General features: G+C 70.8%; 24 protein-coding genes and 1 pseudogene. 12 read left to right on the top strand and 13 right to left on the bottom strand.

Going from position 1 to position 24,546, the window contains the following annotated elements:
- Window positions 1-2,310 (top strand): malto-oligosyltrehalose synthase, encoded by a 2,310-nt coding sequence (gene treY / locus ACFHWY_RS19565; RefSeq protein WP_416581660.1) that lies wholly within the window; start codon window positions 1-3, stop codon window positions 2,308-2,310.
- Window positions 2,307-4,031 carry a malto-oligosyltrehalose trehalohydrolase gene (treZ, locus tag ACFHWY_RS19560; RefSeq protein ID WP_416581659.1) on the top strand — a complete coding sequence of 575 codons (1,725 nt, stop codon included), beginning with the start codon at window positions 2,307-2,309 and terminating at the stop codon, window positions 4,029-4,031. The genes treY and treZ overlap by 4 nt, the downstream gene beginning before the upstream one ends.
- A gap of 115 nt (window positions 4,032-4,146) precedes the next feature.
- On the opposite strand, the pseudogene ACFHWY_RS19555 reads toward treZ, so the two are convergent.
- The 3 genes and pseudogenes from ACFHWY_RS19555 to ACFHWY_RS19545 all read right to left on the bottom strand — a co-directional run.
- A pseudogene (locus ACFHWY_RS19555) lies at window positions 4,147-4,341 on the bottom strand (hypothetical protein); the annotation flags it as partial.
- A gap of 232 nt (window positions 4,342-4,573) precedes the next feature.
- Window positions 4,574-4,792, bottom strand: coding sequence for a hypothetical protein (locus ACFHWY_RS19550; protein WP_416581717.1), 219 nt, complete (start codon window positions 4,790-4,792; stop codon window positions 4,574-4,576).
- Window positions 4,793-4,833: 41 nt separating this feature from the next.
- Entirely contained in the window at window positions 4,834-5,325 is a 492-nt protein-coding gene (locus ACFHWY_RS19545) for an inositol monophosphatase family protein (protein WP_416581658.1), read from the bottom strand.
- Window positions 5,326-5,702: 377 nt separating this feature from the next.
- On the opposite strand from ACFHWY_RS19545, the gene msrA reads away from it, so the two are divergent.
- Window positions 5,703-6,212 (top strand): peptide-methionine (S)-S-oxide reductase MsrA, encoded by a 510-nt coding sequence (gene msrA, locus ACFHWY_RS19540; protein ID WP_416581711.1) that lies wholly within the window; start codon window positions 5,703-5,705, stop codon window positions 6,210-6,212.
- Window positions 6,213-6,372: 160 nt separating this feature from the next.
- Here the strand turns inward: msrA and ACFHWY_RS19535 are convergent, their stop codons facing one another.
- Both ACFHWY_RS19535 and ACFHWY_RS19530 read right to left on the bottom strand, forming a co-directional pair.
- Entirely contained in the window at window positions 6,373-7,251 is an 879-nt protein-coding gene (locus ACFHWY_RS19535; protein WP_416581657.1) for an RNA polymerase sigma-70 factor, read from the bottom strand.
- Window positions 7,248-7,838 carry a carboxymuconolactone decarboxylase family protein gene (locus ACFHWY_RS19530; RefSeq protein WP_416581656.1) on the bottom strand — a complete coding sequence of 197 codons (591 nt, stop codon included), beginning with the start codon at window positions 7,836-7,838 and terminating at the stop codon, window positions 7,248-7,250. Before ACFHWY_RS19530 ends, ACFHWY_RS19535 begins: the two co-directional genes overlap by 4 nt.
- A gap of 252 nt (window positions 7,839-8,090) precedes the next feature.
- On the opposite strand from ACFHWY_RS19530, the gene argG reads away from it, so the two are divergent.
- From argG to ACFHWY_RS19500, 6 genes are all read left to right on the top strand, one after another.
- Window positions 8,091-9,539 carry an argininosuccinate synthase gene (argG, locus tag ACFHWY_RS19525; RefSeq protein WP_416581655.1) on the top strand — a complete coding sequence of 483 codons (1,449 nt, stop codon included), beginning with the start codon at window positions 8,091-8,093 and terminating at the stop codon, window positions 9,537-9,539.
- A 128-nt stretch (window positions 9,540-9,667) separates the two neighbouring features.
- Complete coding sequence (locus ACFHWY_RS19520; RefSeq protein WP_416581654.1) at window positions 9,668-10,573, top strand: polyphosphate polymerase domain-containing protein; 906 nt, start codon at window positions 9,668-9,670, stop codon at window positions 10,571-10,573.
- Between the two features lie 5 nt (window positions 10,574-10,578).
- Window positions 10,579-11,256 carry a DUF4956 domain-containing protein gene (locus ACFHWY_RS19515; protein ID WP_416581653.1) on the top strand — a complete coding sequence of 226 codons (678 nt, stop codon included), beginning with the start codon at window positions 10,579-10,581 and terminating at the stop codon, window positions 11,254-11,256.
- Window positions 11,256-12,926 (top strand): CotH kinase family protein, encoded by a 1,671-nt coding sequence (locus ACFHWY_RS19510; protein ID WP_416581652.1) that lies wholly within the window; start codon window positions 11,256-11,258, stop codon window positions 12,924-12,926. The genes ACFHWY_RS19515 and ACFHWY_RS19510 overlap by 1 nt, the downstream gene beginning before the upstream one ends.
- 84 nt (window positions 12,927-13,010) lie before the next feature.
- Window positions 13,011-14,069: a helix-turn-helix domain-containing protein gene (locus ACFHWY_RS19505; RefSeq protein WP_416581651.1), complete on the top strand. Its 1,059-nt coding sequence runs from the start codon at window positions 13,011-13,013 to the stop codon at window positions 14,067-14,069.
- Between the two features lie 79 nt (window positions 14,070-14,148).
- Window positions 14,149-14,544, top strand: a complete 396-nt coding sequence (locus ACFHWY_RS19500; RefSeq protein WP_416581650.1) for a hypothetical protein — start codon at window positions 14,149-14,151, stop codon at window positions 14,542-14,544.
- Between the two features lie 121 nt (window positions 14,545-14,665).
- Here ACFHWY_RS19500 and ACFHWY_RS19495 read toward each other — a convergent pair whose 3' ends face one another.
- The 5 genes from ACFHWY_RS19495 to ACFHWY_RS19475 all read right to left on the bottom strand — a co-directional run bounded on the left by ACFHWY_RS19495 (window position 14,666) and on the right by ACFHWY_RS19475 (window position 18,215).
- Entirely contained in the window at window positions 14,666-15,643 is a 978-nt protein-coding gene (locus tag ACFHWY_RS19495; RefSeq protein ID WP_416581649.1) for an NAD(P)-dependent alcohol dehydrogenase, read from the bottom strand.
- Window positions 15,588-15,866: a helix-turn-helix transcriptional regulator gene (locus ACFHWY_RS19490; protein WP_416581648.1), complete on the bottom strand. Its 279-nt coding sequence runs from the start codon at window positions 15,864-15,866 to the stop codon at window positions 15,588-15,590. Before ACFHWY_RS19490 ends, ACFHWY_RS19495 begins: the two co-directional genes overlap by 56 nt.
- Complete coding sequence (locus ACFHWY_RS19485) at window positions 15,814-16,083, bottom strand: hypothetical protein (RefSeq protein ID WP_416581647.1); 270 nt, start codon at window positions 16,081-16,083, stop codon at window positions 15,814-15,816. The genes ACFHWY_RS19490 and ACFHWY_RS19485 overlap by 53 nt, the downstream gene beginning before the upstream one ends.
- Before the next feature lie 309 nt (window positions 16,084-16,392).
- Entirely contained in the window at window positions 16,393-17,301 is a 909-nt protein-coding gene (locus ACFHWY_RS19480; protein ID WP_416581646.1) for a serine hydrolase, read from the bottom strand.
- On the bottom strand, window positions 17,298-18,215 hold the full coding sequence (locus ACFHWY_RS19475; protein WP_416581645.1) for a LysR family transcriptional regulator: 918 nt from the start codon (window positions 18,213-18,215) through the stop codon (window positions 17,298-17,300). The genes ACFHWY_RS19480 and ACFHWY_RS19475 overlap by 4 nt, the downstream gene beginning before the upstream one ends.
- A 135-nt stretch (window positions 18,216-18,350) precedes the next feature.
- Here ACFHWY_RS19475 and bla point away from each other — a divergent pair, with 135 nt between their 5' ends.
- Entirely contained in the window at window positions 18,351-19,280 is a 930-nt protein-coding gene (gene bla, locus ACFHWY_RS19470; RefSeq protein WP_416581644.1) for a class A beta-lactamase, read from the top strand.
- A 66-nt stretch (window positions 19,281-19,346) separates the two neighbouring features.
- Here the strand turns inward: bla and ACFHWY_RS19465 are convergent, their stop codons facing one another.
- Window positions 19,347-20,450 (bottom strand): carboxypeptidase-like regulatory domain-containing protein, encoded by a 1,104-nt coding sequence (locus ACFHWY_RS19465; RefSeq protein ID WP_416581643.1) that lies wholly within the window; start codon window positions 20,448-20,450, stop codon window positions 19,347-19,349.
- 85 nt (window positions 20,451-20,535) lie between these two features.
- Window positions 20,536-22,014 carry a glutamate--cysteine ligase gene (locus tag ACFHWY_RS19460; protein ID WP_416581642.1) on the bottom strand — a complete coding sequence of 493 codons (1,479 nt, stop codon included), beginning with the start codon at window positions 22,012-22,014 and terminating at the stop codon, window positions 20,536-20,538.
- 159 nt (window positions 22,015-22,173) lie between these two features.
- On the opposite strand from ACFHWY_RS19460, the gene ACFHWY_RS19455 reads away from it, so the two are divergent.
- Window positions 22,174-22,518 carry a DUF3817 domain-containing protein gene (locus tag ACFHWY_RS19455; RefSeq protein ID WP_416581641.1) on the top strand — a complete coding sequence of 115 codons (345 nt, stop codon included), beginning with the start codon at window positions 22,174-22,176 and terminating at the stop codon, window positions 22,516-22,518.
- 177 nt (window positions 22,519-22,695) lie between these two features.
- On the opposite strand, the gene ACFHWY_RS19450 is transcribed toward ACFHWY_RS19455, so the two are convergent.
- Entirely contained in the window at window positions 22,696-23,235 is a 540-nt protein-coding gene (locus tag ACFHWY_RS19450; protein ID WP_416581640.1) for a hypothetical protein, read from the bottom strand.
- 148 nt (window positions 23,236-23,383) lie between these two features.
- Between ACFHWY_RS19450 and ACFHWY_RS19445 the strand changes: the two genes are divergently transcribed.
- Window positions 23,384-24,502 (top strand): Vms1/Ankzf1 family peptidyl-tRNA hydrolase, encoded by a 1,119-nt coding sequence (locus ACFHWY_RS19445; protein ID WP_416581639.1) that lies wholly within the window; start codon window positions 23,384-23,386, stop codon window positions 24,500-24,502.
- The last annotated feature ends 44 nt before the right edge of the window (window positions 24,503-24,546 follow it).

Genomic DNA, 24,546 nt, shown 5'->3' with positions numbered 1-24,546 from the left:
ATGCCCGCGAAGCCGCGCCCCGTCGGAGCCACCTACCGGGTGCAGGTGCGCCCCGGGTTCGACCTGGACGCCACCGCCGGCCTCGCCGGCTACCTCGCCGACCTCGGCGTCACCCACCTCCACAGCGCACCACTGCTGGCCGCCGCGCCAGGCAGCGCGCACGGCTACGACGTGGTCGACCACCGGCAGGTCAACCCGGAGCTCGGCGGCGAGGCGGGCCGGCAGCGGTTACTGCGGGCGCTACGCGACGCCGGGCTCGGCCTGGTCGTGGACATCGTGCCCAACCACGCCGGGGTGGCCGTACCGGTGGCCAATCCGGCCTGGTGGGACGTACTGCGCCAGGGGCGGGGTTCGGCGTACGCGCCCTGGTTCGACATCGACTGGGAGCGGGGGCGGCTGCTGCTGCCGGTGCTTGCCGACGGGCCGGACGCGCTGGACGACCTGAGGCTCGCCGACGGGGAACTGCGCTACCACGAGCATCGCTTTCCGATCGCCGACGGCACCGGGGACGGCAATCCCCGCGAGGTGCACGACCGACAGTACTTCGAGCTGGTCTCCTGGCGGCGCGGCGACGCCGAGCTGACGTACCGCCGGTTCTTCGCCGTCTCCAGCCTGGCCGGGCTGCGTGTGGAGGACCCGGAGGTGTTCGCCGCCACCCACGAGCTGATCGTGGCGTGGGCGGCGGCCGGTGAGGTCGACGGCATCCGGGTCGACCACCCCGACGGGCTGCGCGACCCGGCCGGCTACCTGGCCCGGCTGCGCGACGCCGCCGGTGCCGCGTGGCTGATCGTGGAGAAGATCCTGGAGTACGGAGAGGAATTGCCGTCCTGGCCGGTGGACGGCACCACCGGCTACGACGCCCTCGCCGCGGTCGGCGGGCTCTTCGTCGACGGCGACGCGGAAGCCGAGTTCACCGCCCTGGACACCCGGCTCACCGGTCGGGCCACCTTCTGGGCGGAGCTGACCCACGACACGAAGCTCGCCGCAGCGACCCGGCTGCTGTCGGCGGAGCTGACCCGGCTGGCCGCGCTCGCCCCCGACGTGGACTCCGACGCGGCCCGCGCCGCACTGGCCGAGCTGGCCGCCGCCTTCGCCGTATACCGGGGTTATCCGCCCGACGGGGCACGGCACCTGGCCAACGCCCGCGCCGAGGCGGGCCGCCGCCGCAGCGACCTGACCGGTGCACTGGACGCGATCACCCGGCGGCTGCGTGACCCGGACGACGAGTTGGCCCGGCGTTTTCCCCAGTTCACCGGCGCGGTGATGGCCAAGGGCGTCGAGGACACCGCCTACTACCGGTGGAGCCGGTTCGCGGCGCTCAACGAGGTCGGCGGCAGCCCCGTCCACTTCGGCACCCTGCCGGGCCGATTCCACCGCTTCGTCGTCGCTCGGCGCGAGCGTTGGCCGGCGAGCATGACCACCCTGTCGACCCACGACACCAAACGCGGCGAGGACGTGCGCGCCCGCCTCGCCGTCCTCGCCGAGCTGCCGCAGCGCTGGGCCGAGCAGGTCACCCGGTGGATGGCGGCGGTCCCGCTGCCCGATGGCGCGCTGGCGCACCTGCTCTGGCAGACCGCCGTCGGCGCCTGGCCGATCGAACGCGAGCGACTGCACGCCTACGCGGAGAAGGCAGCCCGGGAGGCGGCGGCCTCGACCAGTTGGACCGACCCAGACCCGGCCTTCGAACGGGCGATGCACGCGCTGGTCGACGCCATGTACGACGACCCCACGGTCAACGCGGAGCTGGCGGCGTTCGTCGCCGAGACCACCCCGCCCGGCTGGTCGAACTCGCTCGGGCAGAAGCTGGTGCAGCTGGCCATGCCCGGGGTGCCGGACACCTACCAGGGCACCGAGCTGTGGGACAACTCCCTGGTTGACCCGGACAATCGTCGCCCGGTCAACTTCGACGTACGCCGGGAACTGCTGGCCCGGCTCGACGCCGGCTGGCAGCCGGCGGTGGACGACACCGGGGCGGCCAAGCTGCTGGTGGTGTCGCGGACGCTGCGGCTGCGCCGCGACCATCCGGAGCTGTTCGGCGACTACCAGCCGGTCATGGTGCACGGGCCGGCCGCCCGGCACGCCGTCGCCTTCGACCGGAGCGGCGCGATCGCCGTGGCCACCCGGCTGCCGTTGCGCCTGGCGGCGGCCGGCGGCTGGCGGGACACGGCCCTGCAACTTCCCGTTGACGAGGTGTCGTGCCTGTTCACCGGTCGGGTCTACAGTGGCGGACGAGTCCAGGTGGCGGAGGTGTTGGCCAGCTATCCCGTCGCGTTGCTCGCCCCCACTGACAGATCCCGGGAGGCGTCATGACCGAGTTCACGGTCTGGGCACCGGAGGCGTCGCGGGTGCGGCTGAGCCTGCCGGGCACCGCCGACCACGAGATGAGAACCGGCCAGGGCGGCTGGTGGCGGGTCCAGGTGCCCGGCGCCGGCCCTGACTACTGCTTCCTGCTCGACGACGACGACCAGGCGCTGCCCGACCCGCGTTCGGGCTGGCAGCCGGCCGGTGCGCATGGGCCCAGCAGGATCTACGACCACGCCGCGTTCGGCTGGACCGACCAGGCGTGGACCGGCCGGCAGTTGCCCGGCAGCGTCCTCTACGAGCTGCACGTCGGCACCTTCACCCCGGAAGGCACCTTCGACGCGGCCGTCGGCCGCCTCGACCACCTGGTTGAGTTGGGCGTCGACCTGATCGAGTTGCTGCCGGTCAACGCCTTCAACGGCGAACACAACTGGGGGTACGACGGGGTCTGCTGGTTCGCCCCGCACGAACCCTACGGCGGGCCCGACGGCCTGAAACGCCTGGTCGACGCCGCCCACGCCAAGGGGTTGGGGGTGATCCTCGACGTCGTCTACAACCACTTCGGGCCCTCCGGGGCCTACGCGCCGATGTTCGCGCCGTACCTCGCCGAGCGGAACACCCCGTGGGGCAGCGCGGTCAACCTGGACGGGCCGCACTCCGACGGGGTCCGCCGCTTCGTCGCCGACAGCGTGCTGATGTGGCTGCGCGACTACCACGTCGACGGGCTGCGCCTGGACGCCGTGCACGCCATGCCCGACACCCGCGCCACGCACCTGCTGGAAGAGTTGGCCGTCGAGGTCGAGTCGCTGTCGGTGCACCTGGGCCGCCCGCTGACACTGATCGCCGAGTCCGACCTCAACGACCCCCGGCTGATCAGCTCCCGGGAGGCCGGCGGCTACGGCCTGCACGCCCAGTGGAACGACGACGCCCATCACGCCCTGCACGCCCTGCTCACCGGCGAGCGGCAGGGCTACTACGGCGACTTCGGCACCATGGAGTGCCTCGCCGAGGTGCTGACCGGCGGGTTCTTTCACACCGGCACCTGGTCGAGCTTCCGCAGTCGCCAACACGGCCGTCCCGTAGACCCGCGTACCCCCGGCCACCGCTTCGTGGCCTACCTGCAGAACCACGACCAGATCGGCAACCGTGCCACCGGCGACCGCCTCGCGGCTTCGTTGTCTCCTGCCCTGCTGCGGGTGGGGGCGACCTTGCTTCTCACCGCTCCCTTCACACCGATGCTGTTCATGGGGGAGGAGTGGGCCGCCGCCACACCTTGGCAGTACTTCACGTCGCATCCGGAGCCGGAGCTTGCCTCCGCCGTGGTCAACGGCCGACGCAGCGAGTTCGCCGCGCACGGCTGGCCACCCGGTGACGTGCCAGACCCGCAGGACCGGCAGACGTTCGTACGCTCCCGGTTGGACTGGGCCGAGCTGGACAAACCCGAACACCGGGCGATGTACGAGTTCTACCGGCGGCTGATCGCGCTACGGAAGTCCCGGCCGGAGCTGTCGGACCCGCACCTGTTCGCCATCGACGTGCGGCACGGCGACCGTTTTCTGGTGATGCGGCGGGGCGGCTGCCTGGTGGCGGCCAACCTGGCAGACAAGCCGCAGCGGGTCACGTTGCCGGGAGTGGCCCGGCGGGTGCTGCTGGCCACCGGGGAGGGCGTCACCGTGCAACGCGACCGCATCGAGCTGCCAGCGGAGACGGCAGCGATCGTGGCGCTCTGAGTAAGTCGACCGAGAGCAAGTGATACCCACTGCGGGACCGCTACTGTCCCCTGCGCGACAGTGGGTCGAATCGAGCGGCAATGGGCCGCCGTACTGGACGGCGAGTGGTGCCGGTCTAGCGCGACGGGCGTGCGGTGAGCCAGGCGAGCGGTTGTCCGGTGAGTGCTGCGTCGGCCAGGCGGTGGGCGGATGAGGTCTTGAGGGCGGCGCGGCAGCTGTCTATCCAGCGCTGAACGCAGAGCATGGACACCCGGGCCGGGTCGGCGCCCTCCATCGCGGCGAGCATCATGCCGATGAGCGTCCGTGCGAAACGCGGCTACCTGCAAGCCGGTGACCTGCTCGGTGCCGGCCGCATGCTGGTCGCCGCAGACGGTGTCGCGCCAGCCGAGGTCCGCTCGCGCCCGTCAGCGCGTACCCTCCTGTCCGAAATCGCCCGGAGTCGCCCGCCTGACCACCCTCGCCGGCCTCACCCGCTGACCCGCCGAGCTGGACCTTGGGGGCGACGTCGGCGGGACGATTGAACCGCAAGATCAGGGATTGGGTTAACTGAGACCGTGCCGTCCACCACGAACGCCCCGTTGGCGGCGTAGACCATGTCGGGCAGGCCGGGCTCGGGAGTCCCAGACCTTCTGCCGCAGACGGTAGAAGAGGCCGAAACGCGGCGTGTCCGGCGCAAGGTCGGTGAGGTCCAGGGCGGTGCGGAGCATGTCCAGCGTCTGTGACGTGGTCCGCGTCGTCAGCGTGTAGCCGGCCTCGATCATGGCCATCTCGTGCGGCGGGGCGTCGGACCGCGTGCTGCGAGTCAGGGACGCGACACGTCGTGATTTCTTGTTGTACGTCGCCGGTCTGCCGTTGACCGAGATCGTCTGGTCGGCCCGTGCGGCCAGCACGACGACCGGCGTGCGGCCGGTACCCAGCTCGGGGGGGCGACGATCAGCGCGGCGACCGGCTCCCGCCGCTCCAGCAGGCATACGACGGAGCAGAACTCGACGCTGTGCGGCCGGACGATTTCGGCGGTGCCGTCGATCGGGTCGATGACCCAGATCCGCTCGGGCTCCTCGTCCACGCCGGGCCGCCAGGCGCCGCTGCCCGACTCCTCCGCCAACACCCGCGCGGTGGGATCCAGCGCCTGGATACGGCTGATGATCATTGCCTCGATAGCGAGGTCGGCCTCGGTGAGCAGGGTGTGGTCGGCCTTCTCCTGCACGTCGATGTCGACCACCCGGGACCGGAACGACGCGAGCATGCCCAGCAACTCCGCCGTCAGGTCGGTCCACAGCCTGTCAAGATTCATCGTCTCGACTCTCCTCGTGACCAGCTCGGGACAGCCCTCCGATCGACCGGCTCCATCATTCCGTCCCGGGATGCAGTCAGCCCGCCGCCACCCATCGGCCACCCTCCTGGAAGCCAGGGCTCGACGGCAGAGCGATGGTCCGTTCGAGGATCCGAAGACGCCCCTCTCTTGCGCGACCTTGACCGACCCTCCGCGGGACCACGCGACGGGCCGGGCGGCTTCGCCGTAGTGGCGAGCGTTCACCGCCCAGGACTGCGACAGTTGTCCACCCGCCGGTCGAGGTTCAGGTGCTGCTCGACGGGTATTCGGGCGCCGACCCCGATCCGGCGACCACCGGGGCGGGCTCGGTGCCGACGTGAGGGGGAGCGATGACCGACATAACCGAGCGGGCGGTGCTCGCCGGTGGCTGCTTTTGGGGGATGCAGGACCTGATCAGGAAACGGCCCGGTGTGCTCGCCACCCGTGTCGGTTACACCGGCGGTGACGTGGCGAATGCGACATACCGGAATCATGGCTCCCACGCCGAGGCGATCGAGATCGTCTATGACCCCCAGCAGGTCTCGTACCGGGATTTGCTGGAGTTCTTCTTTCAGGTTCACGACCCGACGACCAGGGACCGTCAGGGCAACGACGTGGGAGTCAGCTACCGGTCCGCCATCTTCTACCAGGACGAGCAGCAGCGGCGGGTGGTTGAGGACACGATCGCCGACGTCGACGCGTCCGGCCTGTGGCCCGGCAGGGTGGTCACCGAGGTCACCCCGGCCGGCCCCTTCTGGGAGGCCGAGCCGGAGCACCAGGACTACCTGGAGCGCAACCCCGGAGGATACACCTGCCACTTCGTCCGTCCCGACTGGAAGCTGCCCCGTCGATCAGGCGGCGACGTGTAGCGCTTGGCTGAATTCGACCAGGAGGAGGCACCTGACGGTCGAGATCTGGGCGGAGCAGGCGTACCCGATTCTCCGACGAGCTTCGCGTCGCCTTCCGGTCGCTTCTGAGGTGAGACACCTCCAGGACGGGCACTCGACCTGGAGGTGCGCGGGCGTGTCGTCAGCGGCTGAGGCGGGTTTCCCTGTCGAGGCGGGCCAGCTTATGTGGGTTCACCACCGCGTAGATCCGGCTGATCCGGCCGTCCTCAACGACCAGGCTGGCCACGGCGGCCAGCTCGCCGTCGATGTCCAGCCGGAAAGCCGCACCGCCGTTGAGCCAGAGCGGCATCGCCTCGAAGGCGACGGCCAGCCTGACCAGGTTGCCCAGCAGCGGGGCCACCCGGCGGGCGCCCACGACCGGCCGGCGGGGCGCGGCGACGAAGCCGCCACCGTCGGCGATCACGACCACGTCGGGCGCGAGCACGTCCAGCAACTGTTGCAGGTCGCCGCCGCGGACGGCGGACAGGAACCGTGTCACCACGGCCTCCTGCTCGGCCCGGCTGACGGGGGTGCGGGGGCGGCACGCGGCCACGTGCTCCCGAGCGCGGTGGGCGATCTGCCGGACCGCCGCCGGGGTCTTGCCGACGGCCGCCGCGATCTCGTCGTACGGTGTGTCGAAGACCTCGCGCAGCACGAACACCGCCCGTTCGGTGTGGCCCAGGGTTTCCAGCACGGTCAGCATCGCGAACGAGACGCTCTCCGTCAACTCCACGTCCTCGGCGACGTCGGGGCTGGTCAGCAGCGGTTCGGGGAGCCACTCGCCGACGTATTCCTCGCGTCGCCGGGCCAGCGTGCGCAGCCGGTTGAGTGCCTGGCGGGTGACGATCCGCACCAGGTAGGCGCGCGGGTCGCGGACGTCGGTCCGGGCCCGGGTGTCGAGGTCCGCCCACCGCAGCCAGGTCTCCTGCACGACGTCCTCGGCGTCGGCGGCGGAGCCGAGCATCTCATACGCGGCCGTGAAGAGTAGGCCGCGGTGAGCGACGAACGGGTCGTCGGTCATGCCTGCGACGGTACGCGGCTCGGCTTCGCCTGGGACGGCATGCCGCATGCCGCCGCGAATCCCTGTGCCTTGATGCCGAGCGCGACGTTGGCCCGCGCGGCCAGGTTCGCGTACGCGATCCACGAGGTGAGTTCGATCATCGCCGGAGCGCCGAGCTGGTTGAGCAGTCGGGCGGAGAGTTCGTCGGTGACCGTCGGCGGGGTCTGCGACATCGCCTCGGCGTACGTCAGCACGTCTCGTTCCAGCGGTGTGAAGACGTCCGACTCGCGCCACCGTGGCACCTCGCGGGCCTTAGCCAGGTCGAGCCCTTCGTTGTTGGCCTGGAAGTAGCCCAGGTCGAGGCAGAACGAGCAGCCGATGATCGACACTGCCGCCATGTGGGCGTAGGACTTCAGGTCCTTGTCGCACCTGTCCCACTTCTTGGCCTTGCGGCTGAGGCTGAAGCTGGCGTTGAGCACCGGCCGGTGGTGCCACATCACCCCGAGAGGCTCGGGCACCTCGCCGAACATCTTCCTGGTGGCCCTCTTCAGCAGAGTGCCGTAGATGCCGGTGATCTCAGCTTTGGGAATCCGGGTACTGCTGGTCATGTCTTCTCCTCGCCTGAGGGGTGTCGCCCATCCAGACACCGCCCGCCGCCGACGTGTGACACCGCCCGCCGGGCGCCCCTCCCATCCCGTCGATCTAGGGGCATTCGTCGTCGTTGGAGATCAAGTAGCAACATTCATCCCTAGATCGACGCGGACGAGGGTGGGGGGGTGGGGAGGGTGGGGGGGGTGGGGAGGGGGTGGGGTGGGGTGGGGTGGTTGCATGGGTATGCGGTGTGGTGCATACTCTTTCTTGTGTCTAAGGTGCTTACCTCTCTGCCCAGTGGTGAACGTGTCGGCATCGCCTTCTCCGGCGGCCTCGACACCTCGGTCGCGGTCGCGTGGATGCGCGACAAGGGTGCCGTGCCCTGCGCCTACACGGCCGACATCGGCCAGTACGACGAGCCCGACATCGCCTCGGTGCCCGGTCGCGCGCTCAACTACGGCGCCGAGTTGGCTCGGCTGGTCGACTGCCGTGCCGCCCTGGTCGAGGAGGGGTTGGCGGCGCTGACCTGCGGCGCCTTCCACATCCGTTCGGGCGGGCGGGCGTACTTCAACACCACCCCGCTGGGTCGGGCCGTCACCGGGACCCTGCTGGTCCGGGCGATGGTCGCCGACGACGTGCAGATCTGGGGCGATGGCTCCACTTTCAAGGGCAACGACATCGAACGGTTCTACCGGTACGGCCTGCTGGCCAACCCGCAGCTGCGCATCTACAAGCCGTGGCTCGACACCGACTTCGTCACCGAGTTGGGTGGGCGCAGGGAGATGTCGGAGTGGCTGCTCGAACGGGGCCTGCCGTACCGGGACAGCACCGAGAAGGCGTACTCCACCGACGCCAACATCTGGGGCGCCACCCACGAGGCGAAGACCCTCGAACATCTGGACGCCGGCATCGAGACGGTCAACCCGATCATGGGGGTCCGGTTCTGGGACCTGTCGGTGGAGATCCCGACCGAGGACGTCGCCATCGGCTTCGACCAGGGTCGCCCGGTGACCATCAATGGCAAGGAGTTCGCCAGCGCGGTCGACCTGGTGCTGGAGGCCAACGCCATCGGCGGCCGGCACGGCCTGGGCATGTCCGACCAGATCGAGAATCGGATCATCGAGGCCAAGAGCCGGGGCATCTACGAGGCACCCGGCATGGCGTTGCTGCACGCTGCGTACGAGCGGCTGGTCAACGCCATCCACAACGAGGACACTCTGGCCAACTACCACAGCGAGGGTCGCCGCCTCGGCCGGCTCATGTACGAGGGGCGTTGGCTGGACCCGCAGGCGCTGATGTTGCGCGAATCGCTGCAACGCTGGGTCGGTACGGCCGTCACCGGCGAGGTGACGCTGCGGCTGCGCCGGGGCGAGGACTACTCGATCCTCGACACCACCGGCCCGTCGTTCAGCTACCACCCGGACAAGCTGTCGATGGAGCGTACTCAGGACTCGGCGTTCGGTCCGTCTGACCGGATCGGCCAGCTCACCATGCGTAACCTCGACATCGCCGATTCGCGGGCGAAACTGGAGCAGTACGCGAACCTCGGTATGGTCGGTGGCGGTACCCAGCGGGTGGTCGGCGCGGCGCAGGCGGCCTCGACGGGGCTGATCGGCGCGATGCCGCGGGGCGGCGCGGAGGCGATCGCTTCCCGGGGCGTCTCCTCCGCCGACGACGAGGCCCTCGACCGCGCTGCGATGGAGTTCGGCGTCGACTGACCAGGCCGAAAGGCTTGTCCGTCCGGTCTCTGTTCAGTGCTGGTTCATCTGAAACACAAAGCTGACTCATAGGCACGCTTGGTTGTATTCGCTGGTCCCTGTCGCCCAGAGATTGGCCAGCACACACCATGCCTACCTGGCTCCGCCGCCCGTCCCGCCCACCCGAGCGGTCCGGGCCGCCCGCCACCGCGGACCGCCCGGCCCCGAACCGCGACGACGACCAGTCCGGCCAGGCGTTGCGCGTGCCGAGCCGGCTGCACGCCTTCAACCGGTACGAGATCAAGTATCTGGTGCCGGCCGGCGACGTGCCGGCGTTGCGCGACGAGCTGACCGCCCGGATGGACCTCGACAGGCACTGCGGCAGCACCGGGTACGGCGTGTGGAGCGTGTACTACGACACTGACCAGCTGCGTTTCTACTGGGAGAAGATCGAGGGGCTGAGGTTCCGCCGCAAGCTGCGGGTGCGGCACTACGGCGACCGCTCCACGATCAGCGACGACACTGTCGTGCATGTCGAGATCAAGCAGCGGGTCAACCGGGTCACCCAGAAGCGGCGTGTCGCCCTGCCGTACCGCCTCGCCCGCGACCTCTGCGATCACCGGCTGATGGTGGCGCACGACCCCAGCCAGCGGGCCTTCCTCGACGAGGTTCTCGAACTGCTGTGCGGGCTGGACCTGCGGCCGGTGGCGATGACCGGCTACCAGCGGGAGGCGTTCGTCGGCCGGGACGCCGAGGTGGGCCTGCGGGTCACCCTCGACCACCGGGTACGCGGCCGGGACCGCGACTTCCACCTCGGCGCCGACGCCGAGAACCGGCTCGTCGTGCCGGCGACGCTCTCGGTGCTGGAGATCAAGGTCAACGAGCGGGTGCCGTACTGGCTCACCGACCTGGCAGCCCGCTCGAACATGTCCATTGTCCGGATGTCGAAGTACTGCCAGAGCGTGGAGGCGTTCGGACGCGTACCCCGCTCGATCTTCCATGTCGCCGACGACGCGCCTGACCTGGCGACCATCCGATCGAAGAGTGAGGTCTGAGACCCATGCCGTTCGAATTGCAGGACCTGTCCGGTACGTTCAGCGTCGGCGACGTCGCCCTGGCCCTGTCGCTGTCCTTCGTGCTCAGTGCCATGATCGGCTGGATCTACCGGTTCACCCACCGCAACATCTCGTACAGCCAGTCGTACGTGCAGACGCTCGTCATTCTCGGCATGCTGATCTCGCTGATCATGTTGGTGGTCGGCTCCAACATCGCCCGCGCGTTTGCCCTGGTCGGGGCGTTGTCGGTGGTGCGGTTCCGTAACGCCATCAAGGAGACCCGCGATGTCGGCTTCATCTTCCTGGTGATGGGCGTGGGCATGGCCTGCGGCACCCGGTTCTACACCCTGGCGGTGGTCGCCGCCGTGGCGATCAGCCTGATCATCGTGCTCATGTACCGGTTCAACTGGTTCGCCTCCAACGTGCGGCGGCAGGTGGTCAAGGTGCAGGTGCCGCCGACCGGCAACTACACCGAATTCATCCAGGATGTGCTGATCCGGTACACCAGCGAGTTCGAGCTGGTCAGCATGGAGAGCATCCGGGGCGGTGCGCTCACCGAGATCGTGTACACGGTGCGACTGAAGAAGGGCGCCGAACCGGGCCAGCTGATCAACGCGCTGGCCGAGCGTACCGGGGGGCAGCGGGTGACCGTGCTGACCGGCTACGACCAGACGGACCTGTGATGCGGCTCCGACACCGGGTTCCGGTCCGGCTCCGGCACTACTGGAAGTTCCTCGCCGGCTGCCTGACCTTCCTGCTCGTCCTCACCGTCACCCTCGGTACGGTGCGCATCCGCCCCTACGTGACCAGCGGCAGCGACACCGGCGGCGGTCAGGTGACCCAGGACATCGCTGGCACCGTGGAGCTGTTCGACGAGACGGTGGCACACCGCTTCACGCTGGTGTTCCGCGACGCCGACTACGAGCGGATGCTGGACGCCTTCTATGACGGCGGGGAGAAGGAGTACGTCGAGGCCGACCTCACCATCGACGGCACCATGATGTCCAGCGTCGGCATCCGGCTCAAGGGCAACTCGACCCTGCGCGGTTTGACCCGTGACGGCGAGACCGCCCAGCAGGGCGGCCCGGGTGGCCAGGGCGGCCCCGGCGGCGGCCAGCGGGGCGGTGCCCGGGGCGGCCTGCCCCGGGGCACGGCGGTGCCTGACGGTGCGGCGGTGCCTGACGGTGCGGCGGTGCCTGACGGTGCGGCGGTGCCTGACGGTGCGGCGGTGCCTGACGGTGGCGGTCGGGGCGCGGTCGTCGGCGGCGGACTCGGCCGGACCTCGCTGAAGGCGGAGGAACCGGAGGCGCTGCCGTGGCTGATCCGCTTCGACCAGTACGTCGACGGTCGTCGCTACCAGGGTCACCGGGAGATCGCGGTCCGGGTCGCCGGCATGGGCGGCGGGTCCACTGTGCTCAACGAGGCGGTAACCCTCGACCTACTCGCCGCGGCTGGCGAGGCGACCCAGCAGTACGCGTACACCAGCTTCACGGTCAACGACCGGCCCACTATCGCGCGGCTGGTCGTGGAGCACCCCGACGAGCACTTCGCCGAGGATCTCGACGGCGCGGGCGTGCTCTACAAGTCCCTGGCGACCAGTCAGTTCACCGACCAGGGGGACGACCCGATCGACTACGCCGACGACTTCAAGCAAATCACCATGAAGGGCAGCCAGGACCTGCAACCGGTCATCGATCTGGTCAGGTGGGTCGACGGTGTCAGCGACGCGGAGTTCGACGAGCAGCTCGCCGACCGGGTCGACGTCGAGTCCTTCGCCCGCTATGTGGCGTGGCAGAACCTGCTGCTCAACTTCGACGACATGTCCGGACCGGGCCGCAACTACTACCTCTGGTACGACCTGACGACCAGGAAGTTCAGCGTCATAGGGTGGGACTACAATCTGGCGCTCAGCGGCGACGCCACGCAGGGCCCCCACGAGCAGGGCAGCCTCGGTGGTGGCTTCCGGGGCGGCCGGGGGGACCGGGCGGGCGGGACGCAATCGGACGGCGGGCCGCCTGAGGGCTTCACGCCGCCTCAGGGCACCGCCGGGCCGGGTGGGACTGCCAGGCCGGGTGGCGGCGGGCCGGGTGGCGGCGGGCACAAGCTCAAGGAGCGGTTCCTCGCGAGCGAGAGGTTCACCCAGGTGTACGAGGATGCCTACCGCGGTATATACCAGGAGGTGTACGCCAGCGGTGCGGCGCTCACCTCGGTCGAGGCCATCACAACGGTGCTGGCCACCGTGGACGGGTTCGACGCGGCGGCGGCCGACAGTGGCGCGGAGGGCCTGCGCGCGCTGATCGACCAGCGCACCGAGAGCCTCGCCAGCGACGAGGTGATCACGCAGAGCGGATAGCATTGTCGATAGTCGATTGTCCCTATGGTCCTGGAGATACGGAGACCGCACTGATCATCGGCACCGCCAATCCACGGGGGAGATGTGCAGAACGCCGAGACAGTCCTTGACACCCGAACCGTCGCGCCGGCCGAGCGGTTCGACTACTGGCAGGAGGTCGTCAACCGTTCGATCGTGCCGCTGGAGGTGCACAGCGACCATCGTGCCGACTTCGACGCCGCGTTCCGCACGGTCGATCTCGGTTCTGCCCGGGTGGTGAGGTTCTGGTACCCGACGTCGGGCGCGCGTCGCACGACGCGGCTGATCCGGCAGTCCGACCCGGGCCTGTACCAACTCGCGCTCGTCCTGCGCGGGCAGGCCAGCGTGGCTCAGGGCCGGCGGGACACCGTGGTGCGGGCCGACGAGTTCAGCTTCCACGACCTCTCGCGCCCGTCCCGGATGTTTCACGCCGTCGGCCGTCCGTGCCGGGACCAGCCGGCCGCGATCACGCTGACCATCCCGGGCGCGTTGCTGCCGGTCACGGCCAGCAAGCTTCCCCGGCACGCCTTCGCCATGTCCGGGCAACAGGGTGTCGGCGGGCTGCTCGCCCGGCACCTCGACCAGTTGACCGGCCACTGTGAGCAGTACCGGCCAGGTGACCTGGCCCGGCTCGGCACCGTCACCCTGGATCTGCTCGGCGCCCTGCTCGCCCACCACCTCGACACGACGAGCACGCTGCCGGCGGAATCCCGCGACCGGGTGCTTCTGGCCCGCGTGCACGCCCACATTGAGCGTCACCTCGGCGACCCGGTGCTGTCGCCCCGGTCGGTCGCGGCGGCGCACCACATCTCCGTGCGCACCCTGCACCGACTGTTCGCCGCCGAACGCACGACGGTCGCCGCCTGGATCCGCGACCGTCGCCTGGAGCACTGCCGACGCGACCTGGTCAGCGCGTGGGCGGCCACCCGGCCGATCAACGTGATCGCCGCCCGGTGGGGCTTCACCAGCGCGGCGCACTTCAGCCGAAGCTTCCGCGGCGCGTACGGCCGGAGCCCGCACGAATATCGCCGACACCACGAGTCCGCGCCTCCGGTGTCGTGGCACGGATCGTCAACAAGCTGGCACCTGACGGCAAGCCACCCCTCCCTCCGACGGACATCATGAATGCGTTCCCGGCCGGCTCGACCTCGGGACGACACGACGACGGGGAGGAACGTTGAAGGTGCGAAGTGGACGAAATGCGATGAAGGTCCTGGCTCGCGGGCTTGTGGTCACGACGATGGCGGTGGCGGCCACGGTGGCTGCCACGACGCCGGCCCAGGCGGCGAACCTCGGCGGGCAGATCTTCCGGGGCACCTACATCCACAAGGGTGACTACCTGAGCCGGGCTGGCGTCCAGTTGCGCATGCAGCAGGACGGAAATCTCGTGCTGAGGAACTCCTCGGGGGTCTGCTGGGCCTCGGGTACGAACCCCAGCGGTCACCAGGCGGTGTACCAGCAGGACGGGAACTTCGTCGTCGTCAACAGCGGCGGCGGGGTCCTGTGGGCCAGCAACACTGTGGGAAACGCCGGGTTGTCGGTCTCGATCGAGACCAACGGCGACTTCTACGTGGGGCATAAGAGAATCTCGGTGTGTTAGGCGTCGGCAGGCCCCTCCAGCCCGTCCGAGCTGGACGATAGCGCGGCTGCGGTGCGGGGCAGTGGTCCTGGTGGACCACTGCCCCGCGAGGAACCTGCTCTGGTTCACCCCCGCCCGCTGGTCAGACCGTGACGATCACCTTTCCGGCCGGGCGCCCGTCGGTGAAGTGGCGGAGCGCGTCGGCCGCCTCGGCGAGCGGGTATGCCCGGTCCACCGGCGGAGTCAGCGCGCCGGATTCGATAAGTTCCCGCAGCTCGTCGAGGGCCTCGCTGCTTTCCGTCGCGGCGACCGAGCGCAGCCGTTGGCCGACGAACAGCGACAGCAGTGGCGCGCGGAACATCTGGCGGCCGTAGCCGCTGAGCAGGCCACCGCGAGTGTGGTCGCCGCCGACCAGGGCGAGCGTGCCGCGTGGGGTCAGCGCGCGCCGCAGCAGCGACAGCGGGCGGTCGCCGCCGGTGTCGATGACGACATCGTGGATCGGGCCGTCGCGGTCGATTTCCTCGCGGGTGTAGTCGATGACGTCGTCGGCACCGAGGCGGCGCACGAAGTCGGTCCTCGCGGTGGCGCAGACACCGGTGACGGTCGCACCGGACGCCTTGGCGATCTGCACGGCCTGGGAGCCGACGCCGCCGGACGCGCCGATCACCAGGACCCGGTGCCCCGCACGCACCTGGCCACTGTCGCGGACCGCGCGCAGGGCCGTCATCCCGGAGACGGGCACTGCGGCGGCCTGCGTGAACGACAGGTTGGCCGGTTTACGGGCCAGCCGTCGCTCGTCGGCGCTCGCGAACTCGGCGTACGATCCGCGCGGGCAGGTGCCGTAGACCTCGTCGCCGGGCCGGAACCGGGTCACCCGGGCGCCGACCTCGGTCACCACGCCGGCCAGGTCTCGGCCCCGCACCGGCACCCGGGGCCGGCGCAGCCCGGCCGCGAGGCGGACCAGGTAGGGCTGCCCGACCATGAAGATCCAGACTCCGGGGTCGACTGCGGCGGCGCGTACCGCGACGAGCACCTCGCGCTCGCCGATGTCCGGCCGGTCGATGTCACGTAGTTCGAGTACCTCCGGCGGGCCGTACCTGTCCTGCACGACAGCCTTCACGGTGCCGCCTCCTCCTCGGGTAGTGGAACACGTCGTCGAGCCGTACGCCGAAGGCGTGGGCGATCCGGAACGCCATCTCCAGCGAGGGTGAGTAGCGGCCCTGCTCGATGGCGATGACGGTCTGCCGGGTCACGCCGATCCGGTCGGCGAGTTCAGCCTGGGTCATCTCGTCACGCGCGAAGCGCAGCGCCCGGATGTTGTTGGTGCCACGGGTCGGTTTCACCACTGCGGTACGCGATCACCTTGGCCAGCGAGCCGACGGCTGCCGACAGCACGAAGCACAGGTAGATCATGTTGGCGATCCAGAACCATTGCCACTGCGCCACGGCCATCAGCAGCGCCGACACCCCGCCGATCACCACGAACGCCTGCCCGACGTGGTCGCCGAGCCGCCCGATCTCCCGGGCGTCGGTGACCCGGGAGGCCCGTGGGTTCAGCACGCCCACGCCGATCTCGGCCAGGATGTTCGCCGCGATGGCTGCGCCGACCGTAGACAGCAGAGCGCCCGCGTACGGTGCCGTGGCCGGCGAGCCGCCGTCTACACCGGCTCAGCAGCACGGCCGCGTAGCCGGTGTAGACGACCACGCTGACCACCAGCCTGATCCAGGCGTGCTTCTCCTCGTGCGTCATGACCGAGCTCCCGAGGTAAAAAATTCTCGAACATGCATAGAGTGAGGCGTCTTTGGCTCCGTGTCTAGAAACCGATACATCAGTCCGAGTTGGAGGCCCGCCGGAGCCCCTCGCCGACGTCAGCGGCGGGCGGACCGCAGAGCGTCGTGCAGCTCCCGCGCCACCTGCGCCAGCACCGCCTCTGCCTGCGGCTGCACGGCCGCCGGCACCGTCGACTCGCTCAGCGCCGCCACGGCGTACGCCTGCCCGTCGGCGTGCTCCACCACGCCGACCTCGTGCCGCAGGTTGAGCAGCGTGCCGGTCTTCGACGACCATCGGGAGGCGTCGGAGCTGAAGTCCGGGGCGAGCCGTTGCCGCAGCAGGTTGTCGCCCATCAGCTCCCGTACCCGGGCGGCGACCGACGCCGGAACGCGGGTCGGACGCCACAGCCCGTGCAGCAGCTCGACAAAGGCACGGGCCGAGCCGGCGTTGGCCCGGCCCACGTCGAGTTGGGGGACCGGATGGCCCTGCCCGGCGGTGGTCGCGGACGCGGCGAGCGAGTGCGCGAGGTGCACCTCGTCGCGGGCGAACCGCTCCGCCGGAGTGTCGGTGAGGTCACGGGTGCGGTGCCGGACGCTGACCCCGTCGAAACCGAAGCGTCGTAGCGCGGCGGCGACCCGCGTCGGCGGGGTGAGGGCGAACAGCGCGTCGGCGGCGCCCTCGTCGCTGATCGCCACGCTCAGGTAGAGCAGGTCGTCGATCGCCACAACGGCCGGGTGCCGGAACCGACTCAAACCGGTCGGACCCGGCGTGGTCACCCGGCCGGGCGGCACTGTGACCGTGGTGGCGCCGTCGAGCTCGCCCCGTTCGATCCGGTCCACGGTGGCCAGCGCGAGGGGCACCTTCACCAGCGACGCGACGGGCAGCACGAGATCCGGATCGAGGCCCAGTTCGTCGCCGGAGTCGAGGTCGCGGACCAGCACGCCGCCGCGCAGGCCGGCGGCCCGCAACGTCTCCCGGGCTGCGCGCAGCAGCCGACCGACGGTCACGCCGACGCCCGGCCCTCGAAAGAGCGGTCCCCTGGTGCGTCATCCGCCGCGCCGAGACACCGGCCGATCGCGACACCCAGCGCGCCGCGTAGTCGCTCGGCGTCCTCGCGTGCGTCGGCGGACACCTGGTAGCCGCGGACCAGCCGCAGATCGCCGAGCGGTCGCCAGCGCAGGCCGAGCTCCCGCGACTCGGCGGGGGAGCAGAGCACCAGGTCGGTGCCGGTGAGCGCCTCCGCGGCGGCGTCGATGATCGAAGTCGCCACCGCCACCTGGGCCGGCTGGAGCCCGACGGCGTCGCGTAGTCGGGTCAGCGGGTCGCGGACGTGCGGCACGTCGTCCTCCGGCGAGATCCAGACCCGGCGCCGCCGGTTCCGGCGGTCGGCCCGCGACACACGCAGCGTCTCCAGGCGCAGTACCTCGACACCCGGATCTGTGCCACCCGCGAGACCGAGCGGCACCCGCCACTCGGCTTCGTCCGGTGGTACGCAGAGCAGCGCGGCGCGCGTCTCCAGGTGCTGGCGCAGCCGCGCCCGCTCCGCCGGCTCGGCCCGGCGCAGCTCCAGGTTCAGCTCATGTCGGCGGGCCTCGACCATCAGCCGCGCCAGCGACCGGGGCGCGCAGACCGCCGGCACGGCCAGCCGGAATGGGCGCAGCCGGGCACGTTCGGCGTCGTGCTCCATCGCGTCGGCCAGGTCGACGATCCGTCGGGCCGAGGCCAGCATGTCCCGCCCGAACGGGGTGAGCGTGACGCTGCGCGAGGTCCGGTCGAACAGCCGCCCGGCGAGGTGCCGTTCCAGGGCGGCGACCCGGCGGCTCGCCACCGACTGGGGGATGCGGGCGACGGCCGCGCCGATGGTGAAGCTGCCGTGGGTGCCGACCGACACAAAGGCCCGACAGGCCGCCACCAGATCCACACCGGCACTCTATGCCGCAACGGCATGAATTTCGGTGTCGACGTCTTCGACAGCATGGGCGTGCGCTGCGAGCCTGGTGACCGGCCGTCCGGGAAGGCTCCCGGGTCGCCGGGCCGACCGACGGAAGGACCAGCTTTGACCAATACCACCCGCCGTATCCGGATGCGTGCTCTGGCCGCCGCCCTGGCGTTCGGCCTGCTGGCCGGATGCTCACCCGGCAAACCTGCCACGCCGGCCCCGACGCCGCCCGCCCCGACGTCGCCGTCCTCGTCGGCGACCGTCGCGCCGGTGGCCGTCGATTTCGCTCCGCTGGAGAAGGAATTCGACGCCCGGCTCGGCGTGTACGCCGTCGACACCGGCACCGGGCGCAGCGTCTCCCACCGGGCCGACGAGCGCTTCGCGTACGCCTCGACGTGCAAGGCCCTCGCGGCCGGCGCGGTGCTTGCCGCGACATCCACCGAGGAGCTGGACCGGATCGTCACCTACTCCCGCGACGACCTGGTCACCTACTCGCCGATCACCGAGCAGCACCTGGCCACCGGCATGTCGCTGCGCGCGATCGCCGACGCGGCGGTGCGCCACAGCGACAACACCGCCGGCAACCTGCTGCTCCGAGCGCTCGGTGGCCCGGACGGCCTCAAGCGGGCACTACGCGGCATCGGCGACGGAGTCACCGAGCCGGTGCGGTGGGAGACGGAGCTGAACGCGTTCGTACCCGGCGACAGTCGCGACACCAGCACACCGAAGGCGCTGGCCACGTCGTTGCGGACCTACGCGGTCGACGACACGCTGACCGAGGCCGACCGTGCCGTGCTCGTCGACTGGCTCAAACGCAACACCACCGGCGACAAGGTGATCCGGGCCGGTACGCCGGACGGCTGGGAGGTGGGCGACAAGACCGGCTCCGCCGACTACGGCACCCGCAACGACATCGCCGTGATCTGGCCGCCCGACCGCGCTCCGATCGTGCTGGCCGTGCTCTCCGACCGTGCCGCGCGAGACGCCGAACGCAACGACGTCCTGCTCGCCCGCGCCACCGAACTCACCCTCGCCGCCCTGCGCTGAGGTGCGCCGCGGTCGCCGGTGACCGGCCGATCGGGCCGGTCGCCGGCGACCGGTGCTGGACAGCCATCAGGTGGGCGGAGCCGACCCGGGACCGGTCAGGTCGAAGTCGGCGGTGACCGGGCGGTGCCGCACCCGGATCGGCCGTGCCCCGGCGATCTCCGCCGCGTTCGGGAACCAACGGCTCGGCGCGTACGCGCAGTCGCACCGCAGCACCACCCGCTGCCCGGGCAGCAGCCGCATCGTGTAGTCGGCGCCGAGCTCGCCCACGCCGACCGCGTCCCCGGTGCGCGCGTGGAAGGCGATCACCTGGGAGTAGTGCGGCAGCTGGGCGACGGTGACCGTACCGCTGACCACGGTGCCCGCGACGAGTTCCTGGTCGAAGGTGGCGGTCGCGCCGGCTCGTACCCGCGCCGGGCGTGCCTGGGTCCGATCGGCTGTCCCGCCCGACCACTGGCTGGCCAGGCCGTGGCCGGTGAAGTGCAACGGCCAGCGGTACGGGCCGAGGCCGGTCAGCGTGTAGCGGCCGTCGTCGTCGGTGATCGCGCCGTGGTCGTCGTACTTGGGGTGGGGGATCGCCGGAAGGGCCAGGACGTGTCCGCCGGAAACCGGGGTTCCACCGGCCGCGCGGGTCACCCGGCCGGTGATCGTGCCCGGCGGGTCGAGGCGGACCGGCGGTGCGGTTACCGTCCTGCCCGGACGCACCTGGAGGGCCACCCCCCGCTCCCGCTGCCCGGTGCCGCCGTGCCGACCGACCCACTGCCAGCCGTACCGCTCGCTGTCGTAGGGGCGGGCCAGCAGGTGGTACTGGCCGGGCGGCACGTCGGTGGCGACTAGGTCCCCACCGTCCACGCCGGTGCAGCCGCCGTGCCGCCCGGCCTGCTCCTCGCCGAGGCTGACGACGGTGAGCCGGTCGCGGTCGACGGGGACCAGGGACAGGCAGCCGCGCACGGCCTGACCGGTGTCGACGTCGTGCAGGGTGGTTCGTACCCTGCCGGGCGTCAAGGCGACCGTGGTGGGTGGACCGGTGGCGGCGAACTCGGGCGTGGCGTGGGTGGCAGCGGCGCGGGGCAGCGTTGGGCCGGGACTGGCCAGCGCGGGCGGCGGCTGGCCGAGGCCGGCGACGAGCGCGGCGACGGCGATCGGGACGGTGTGACGCAGCGACGGCGGCATCGGCGGGATCCTCTCGACCCAGTGAGCGAAACGTGTCCACGCTAACCGGTGTGACGGTTCCGTAACGGATAGTGTCGGAGGCTGGTCAGGGGATCGGCCACTCGTGGACCGGGCGGTTGCTGTGCATCAGCTCCACGTAGTGCCGGACCACCTCGCGCAGGGCCTCCGGTCGGTCGAGCTGGTTGGTCGACTCAAGCCGGTGCAGCGTCGCGACCTGCCAACTGGCGCCGTTGCGCCCGGTCAGACAGCGCTGTTCGATGACGCCGAGCAGCCGGTCCCGCTCGCCCGGCTCGACGCCCCAGCGGTCCAGACCGTGCTGGGCCAGCGGGAGCAGCCGGCGCAACACCAGCTCGGTCACCGGTAGGTAGCCCAGGCCGGGCCAGAAGACGTGCGCGTCGATGCCGTGTCGGGCACAGGTGTTGAAGTTCTCCTCGGCGGCGCTGAACGACATCTGCGACCATAACGGCCGGTCCGCCTCGGCGAGCGCGCGGACCAGCCCGAAATAGAACGCCCCGTTGGCGACGGTGTCCAGGACGGTCGGCCCGGCAGGTAGGACGCGGTTCTCCACCCGCAGGTGCGGGCGGCCCTTGAAGACGTCGTAGACGGGCCGGTTCCACCGGTAGATGGTGCCGTTGTGCAGCCGCAACTCCGCCAGGGCGGGTACGCCGCCGCCGCCGAGCGTCTCGGCGGGGTCCTCCGGTTCGCAGACCGGCAGCAGCGCCGGGAAGAAGCGCACGTTCTCCTCGAACAGGTCGAACACCGAGGTGATCCAGCGTTCCCCGAACCACACCCGGGGACGTACGCCCTGGGTCTTGATCTCCTCGGGGCGGGTGTCGGTGGCCTGCTGGAACAGCGGGATGCGGGTCTCGCGCCACAGCTCCCGGCCGAAGAACAGCGGCGAGTTGGCGCCGAGCGCCACCTGGATCCCGGCGATGGCCTGGGCGGCGTTCCAGTAGTCGGCGAACTGGTTCGGACCGACCTGGAGGTGGAACTGGGTGCTGGTGCAGGCCGCCTCCGGGGTGATCGTGTCGGCGGTGACCGCGAGTCGCTCCACCCCGTTGACGGCGATCCTCAGGTCCTCGCCCCGAGCGGCGAAGATCTGCTCGTTGAGCAGCGCGTAGCGGGGGTTGGCCGACAGGGTGGCGGCGGTCAGGTGCTCGGGCAGCACGGTGGGCAGGATGCCGATCATCACCAGCCGCGCGCCGACCGTCCGGGCCCGCTGGTCGGCCCCGTTCAGGCTGGCCCGTACGTGCTCCTCGAACTCGGCGATGCCGGTGCCGGCCAGCCGCCGGGGCGCGACGTTGATCTCGACGTTGAACTGGCCGAGCTCGGTCTGGAAGCTCGGGTCGGCCACCGCCGCCAGCACGTCGGCGTTTCGCATCGTCGGCATCGAAGCGTCGTCGACCAGGTTCAGCTCGATCTCCAGCCCGGTCATCGGCCGGTCGACCTCGAACCGGGACTCGCGCAGCATCTCGGCGAAGACGTCGAGGCAGCGGCGTATCTTGTCCCGGTAGCGAGCCCGGTCCTGGCGGCTGAAGGTCTGCACGCCGACTTCCTCGCCCATGGTCACCACCTTGTCACCGCTGGTACCCCAACGTCGCACGTCCATGCCGCCTGGGGAAGCCCGGACCGCCCGGTTGTCCACCATTCGGCGCGTGGCCCGTCGCGCGGTGCCACCGCTCGGGTCCGAGCCTGCGGGGCGGGCCCAGGCCGCGCCGGTAACATGTGCGACGTGCGTGAGAAGGTGACCCGGCTGTTCGTGGTGGCGGCGATCGCGGAGGCGATCTCCTGGGCCGGCCTGCTGGCCGGGATGGCGGCCAAGTACGGCCCACCCGGCAACGAGCTGGGGGTGCAGATCTTCGGCCCGATCCACGGCGCGCTCTTCGTGGCGTACGGGGTGCTGGTGCTGGCCGTGGCCCGGGTTCACCGGTGGAAACTGCTGGCCACCGCCGTGGCGCTGGCCTGCGCGGTGCCACCCTTCGCGACCCTGGCCTTCGAGCGGTGGGCCCGCCGGCGCGGCATGCTCGCCGCCACCGAGCCGGCCCGTGAGCCGGCACCGGTCGGCTGAGCTTACCCGCGACCGGACCCGCAGCGGTCCGCCGGAGCGTGGCGGCGCGCCGTCCCGGCCGTGCTCACGACGGCCCGCCGGTCAGGAACCCGCAGCGTCTCGGCGAGCTGGTCGGGTGCCTCCTTGGTCAGGTGGTGGCCCGACTCGTTCGGTACCGCCCGGACGTCGTCGGCCTGCTCAGGTCAGTGCGGCGCAGGCGGCCACCGTGGCGAGCACCAGCACACCCAGCACCGCCTGCAACAGCAGCGGCGGGCCCAGGTGCGACCACATCGTGGCGGTGCGGGGGCGCAGCGGCTGCGCGGTGGTGAGGTTGACGATCCGCTCGATCTTCGGCGCAAGGTCGGGGTCGCCCTGGTCGCGCAGGGTCAGCTGGACCTGGTCGCCCGGGTGCAGCGCGCTCTGCGGCAGGTGCCCGTGCAGTTCCACCTCGTACAGCTTGCCGTCGGCATCCCGCAGGCGAACCGGGGTGACCAGGTACTCCGGGCCCTTCTTGAGGTCCTTGAAGCTGCGCCGGCCGGTGCCGGAGCCGGCCGACAGCAGGGCCCGCACCAGCTTGGCGAGCAGCCCGGCCACGCCGGCGGCGGCGAGCACCACCACCAGCACCGGCTGCCCCACCCGTACCTCGCGGGGGTAGCCGTCCATCAGGCGCACGATCTGCGCGGTGAGGATCCGGCCGGTGGGGTGCATGCTGCGCCGGGAGTACGATGTCGCGTCCATGATCACCACCTAGAGTCCGCTTCTGGATACAGATCGTATCGATCCTCGGCGGTGGCCGACGTGAATGAAAAATGCTCACGCGGTGGCCCGCAGGTGACAAGCCGGATGGCGCGGGTAAGCGCTGGGCCGAGCTGGAAAGGGGTCGAGCATGCAGCTGTCCTTCCTGCGCCCGCTGTACCAGCGTCCAGGCCCGTGGTGCTCGGTCTACCTGGACGCCTCGATGAACACCGAGGACGCGCACCCGGCACTCGATCTGCGGTGGCGTGCCCTGCAACGGCAACTGGCCGAGCAGGGGGCCGACGAGCCGACCATGGCTGCTATCGACCGGGTGGTGCGGGGGCACGACCCGATACCCGGCGACTACGGCCTGGCGGTGTTCGGCACCGGCGGTCGGGTGGTGCTCTCCGAGTACCTCTCCGCCCCGCCGCGTCGGGACCTGGCCGGGTATGCCCCGTTGCCGCACGTGATGCCACTGCTGGCCCAGCGGGGCGAGCAGATCGCATGGGTGCGGGTGCTGGCCGACCGGACCGGCGCCGACGCGATGTCGGTCAGTGCCGGTGGCGTGCCACGTCGGGCCCACGTGGTCGGTCGGGAGGGCTACCAACTGCGTCGGGTCAAGCCCGGCGGCTGGTCGCAGTCGCGCTACCAGCGGGCCGCCACGGAGGCGTGGCACCACAACGCCGGTGACGTCACCGCGGCCACCGTGGAGCTGGCCGAGCGGGTCGGCGCCGAGGTGGTCGTGGTGGCCGGCGACCTGCGTGCCACCGGCATGATCGCGGCTCAGATGCCGGAACGCTGGCAGGACATGGTGGTACGCACCGACGCCGGCTCCCGGGCCGGCGGTGCGGACCAGGGCCTGCTGGACGATCTCACCGTCCAGACCATCGCGGAGGTGGCTGACCAACGGGTGACCACGGCCCTGAACCGCTTCGGCGTCCAGGAGGACGTCGGCGCCGGTATCAACGCCGTGGTGGCCGCCTTGCAACGCAACCAGGTCGACACGATGTTGATCGTGGACGACCCGTCCGCTGATGGTGAACTCTGGATCGGCCCGGCGGCCACCGACATCGCCACCGACCCGGGTCAGCTGGCCACGGTGACCGAACCGGAGCGGGTCCGTGCCGACGCGGCGCTGGTGCGCGCCCTGGTCGGAACCGACGCGGAACTGACCGTGCTCGGTGCCGACGAGGCCCCCGAGTTGGTGGACGGGGTGGGTGCGGTGCTGCGCTACGTCGACCCGGTCACCCCGGGACGGGGTGGTGCCTGACCGGCTCGGCCGCTGTGGCCGATAACAGCAAGATCACTCGTTTG

Origin of the sequence: Micromonospora sp. LOL_024 (assembly GCF_048060415.1) — a bacterium.
Lineage (GTDB): Bacteria > Actinomycetota > Actinomycetes > Mycobacteriales > Micromonosporaceae > Micromonospora.
This window is presented reverse-complemented; position numbering and strand designations above follow the sequence as displayed.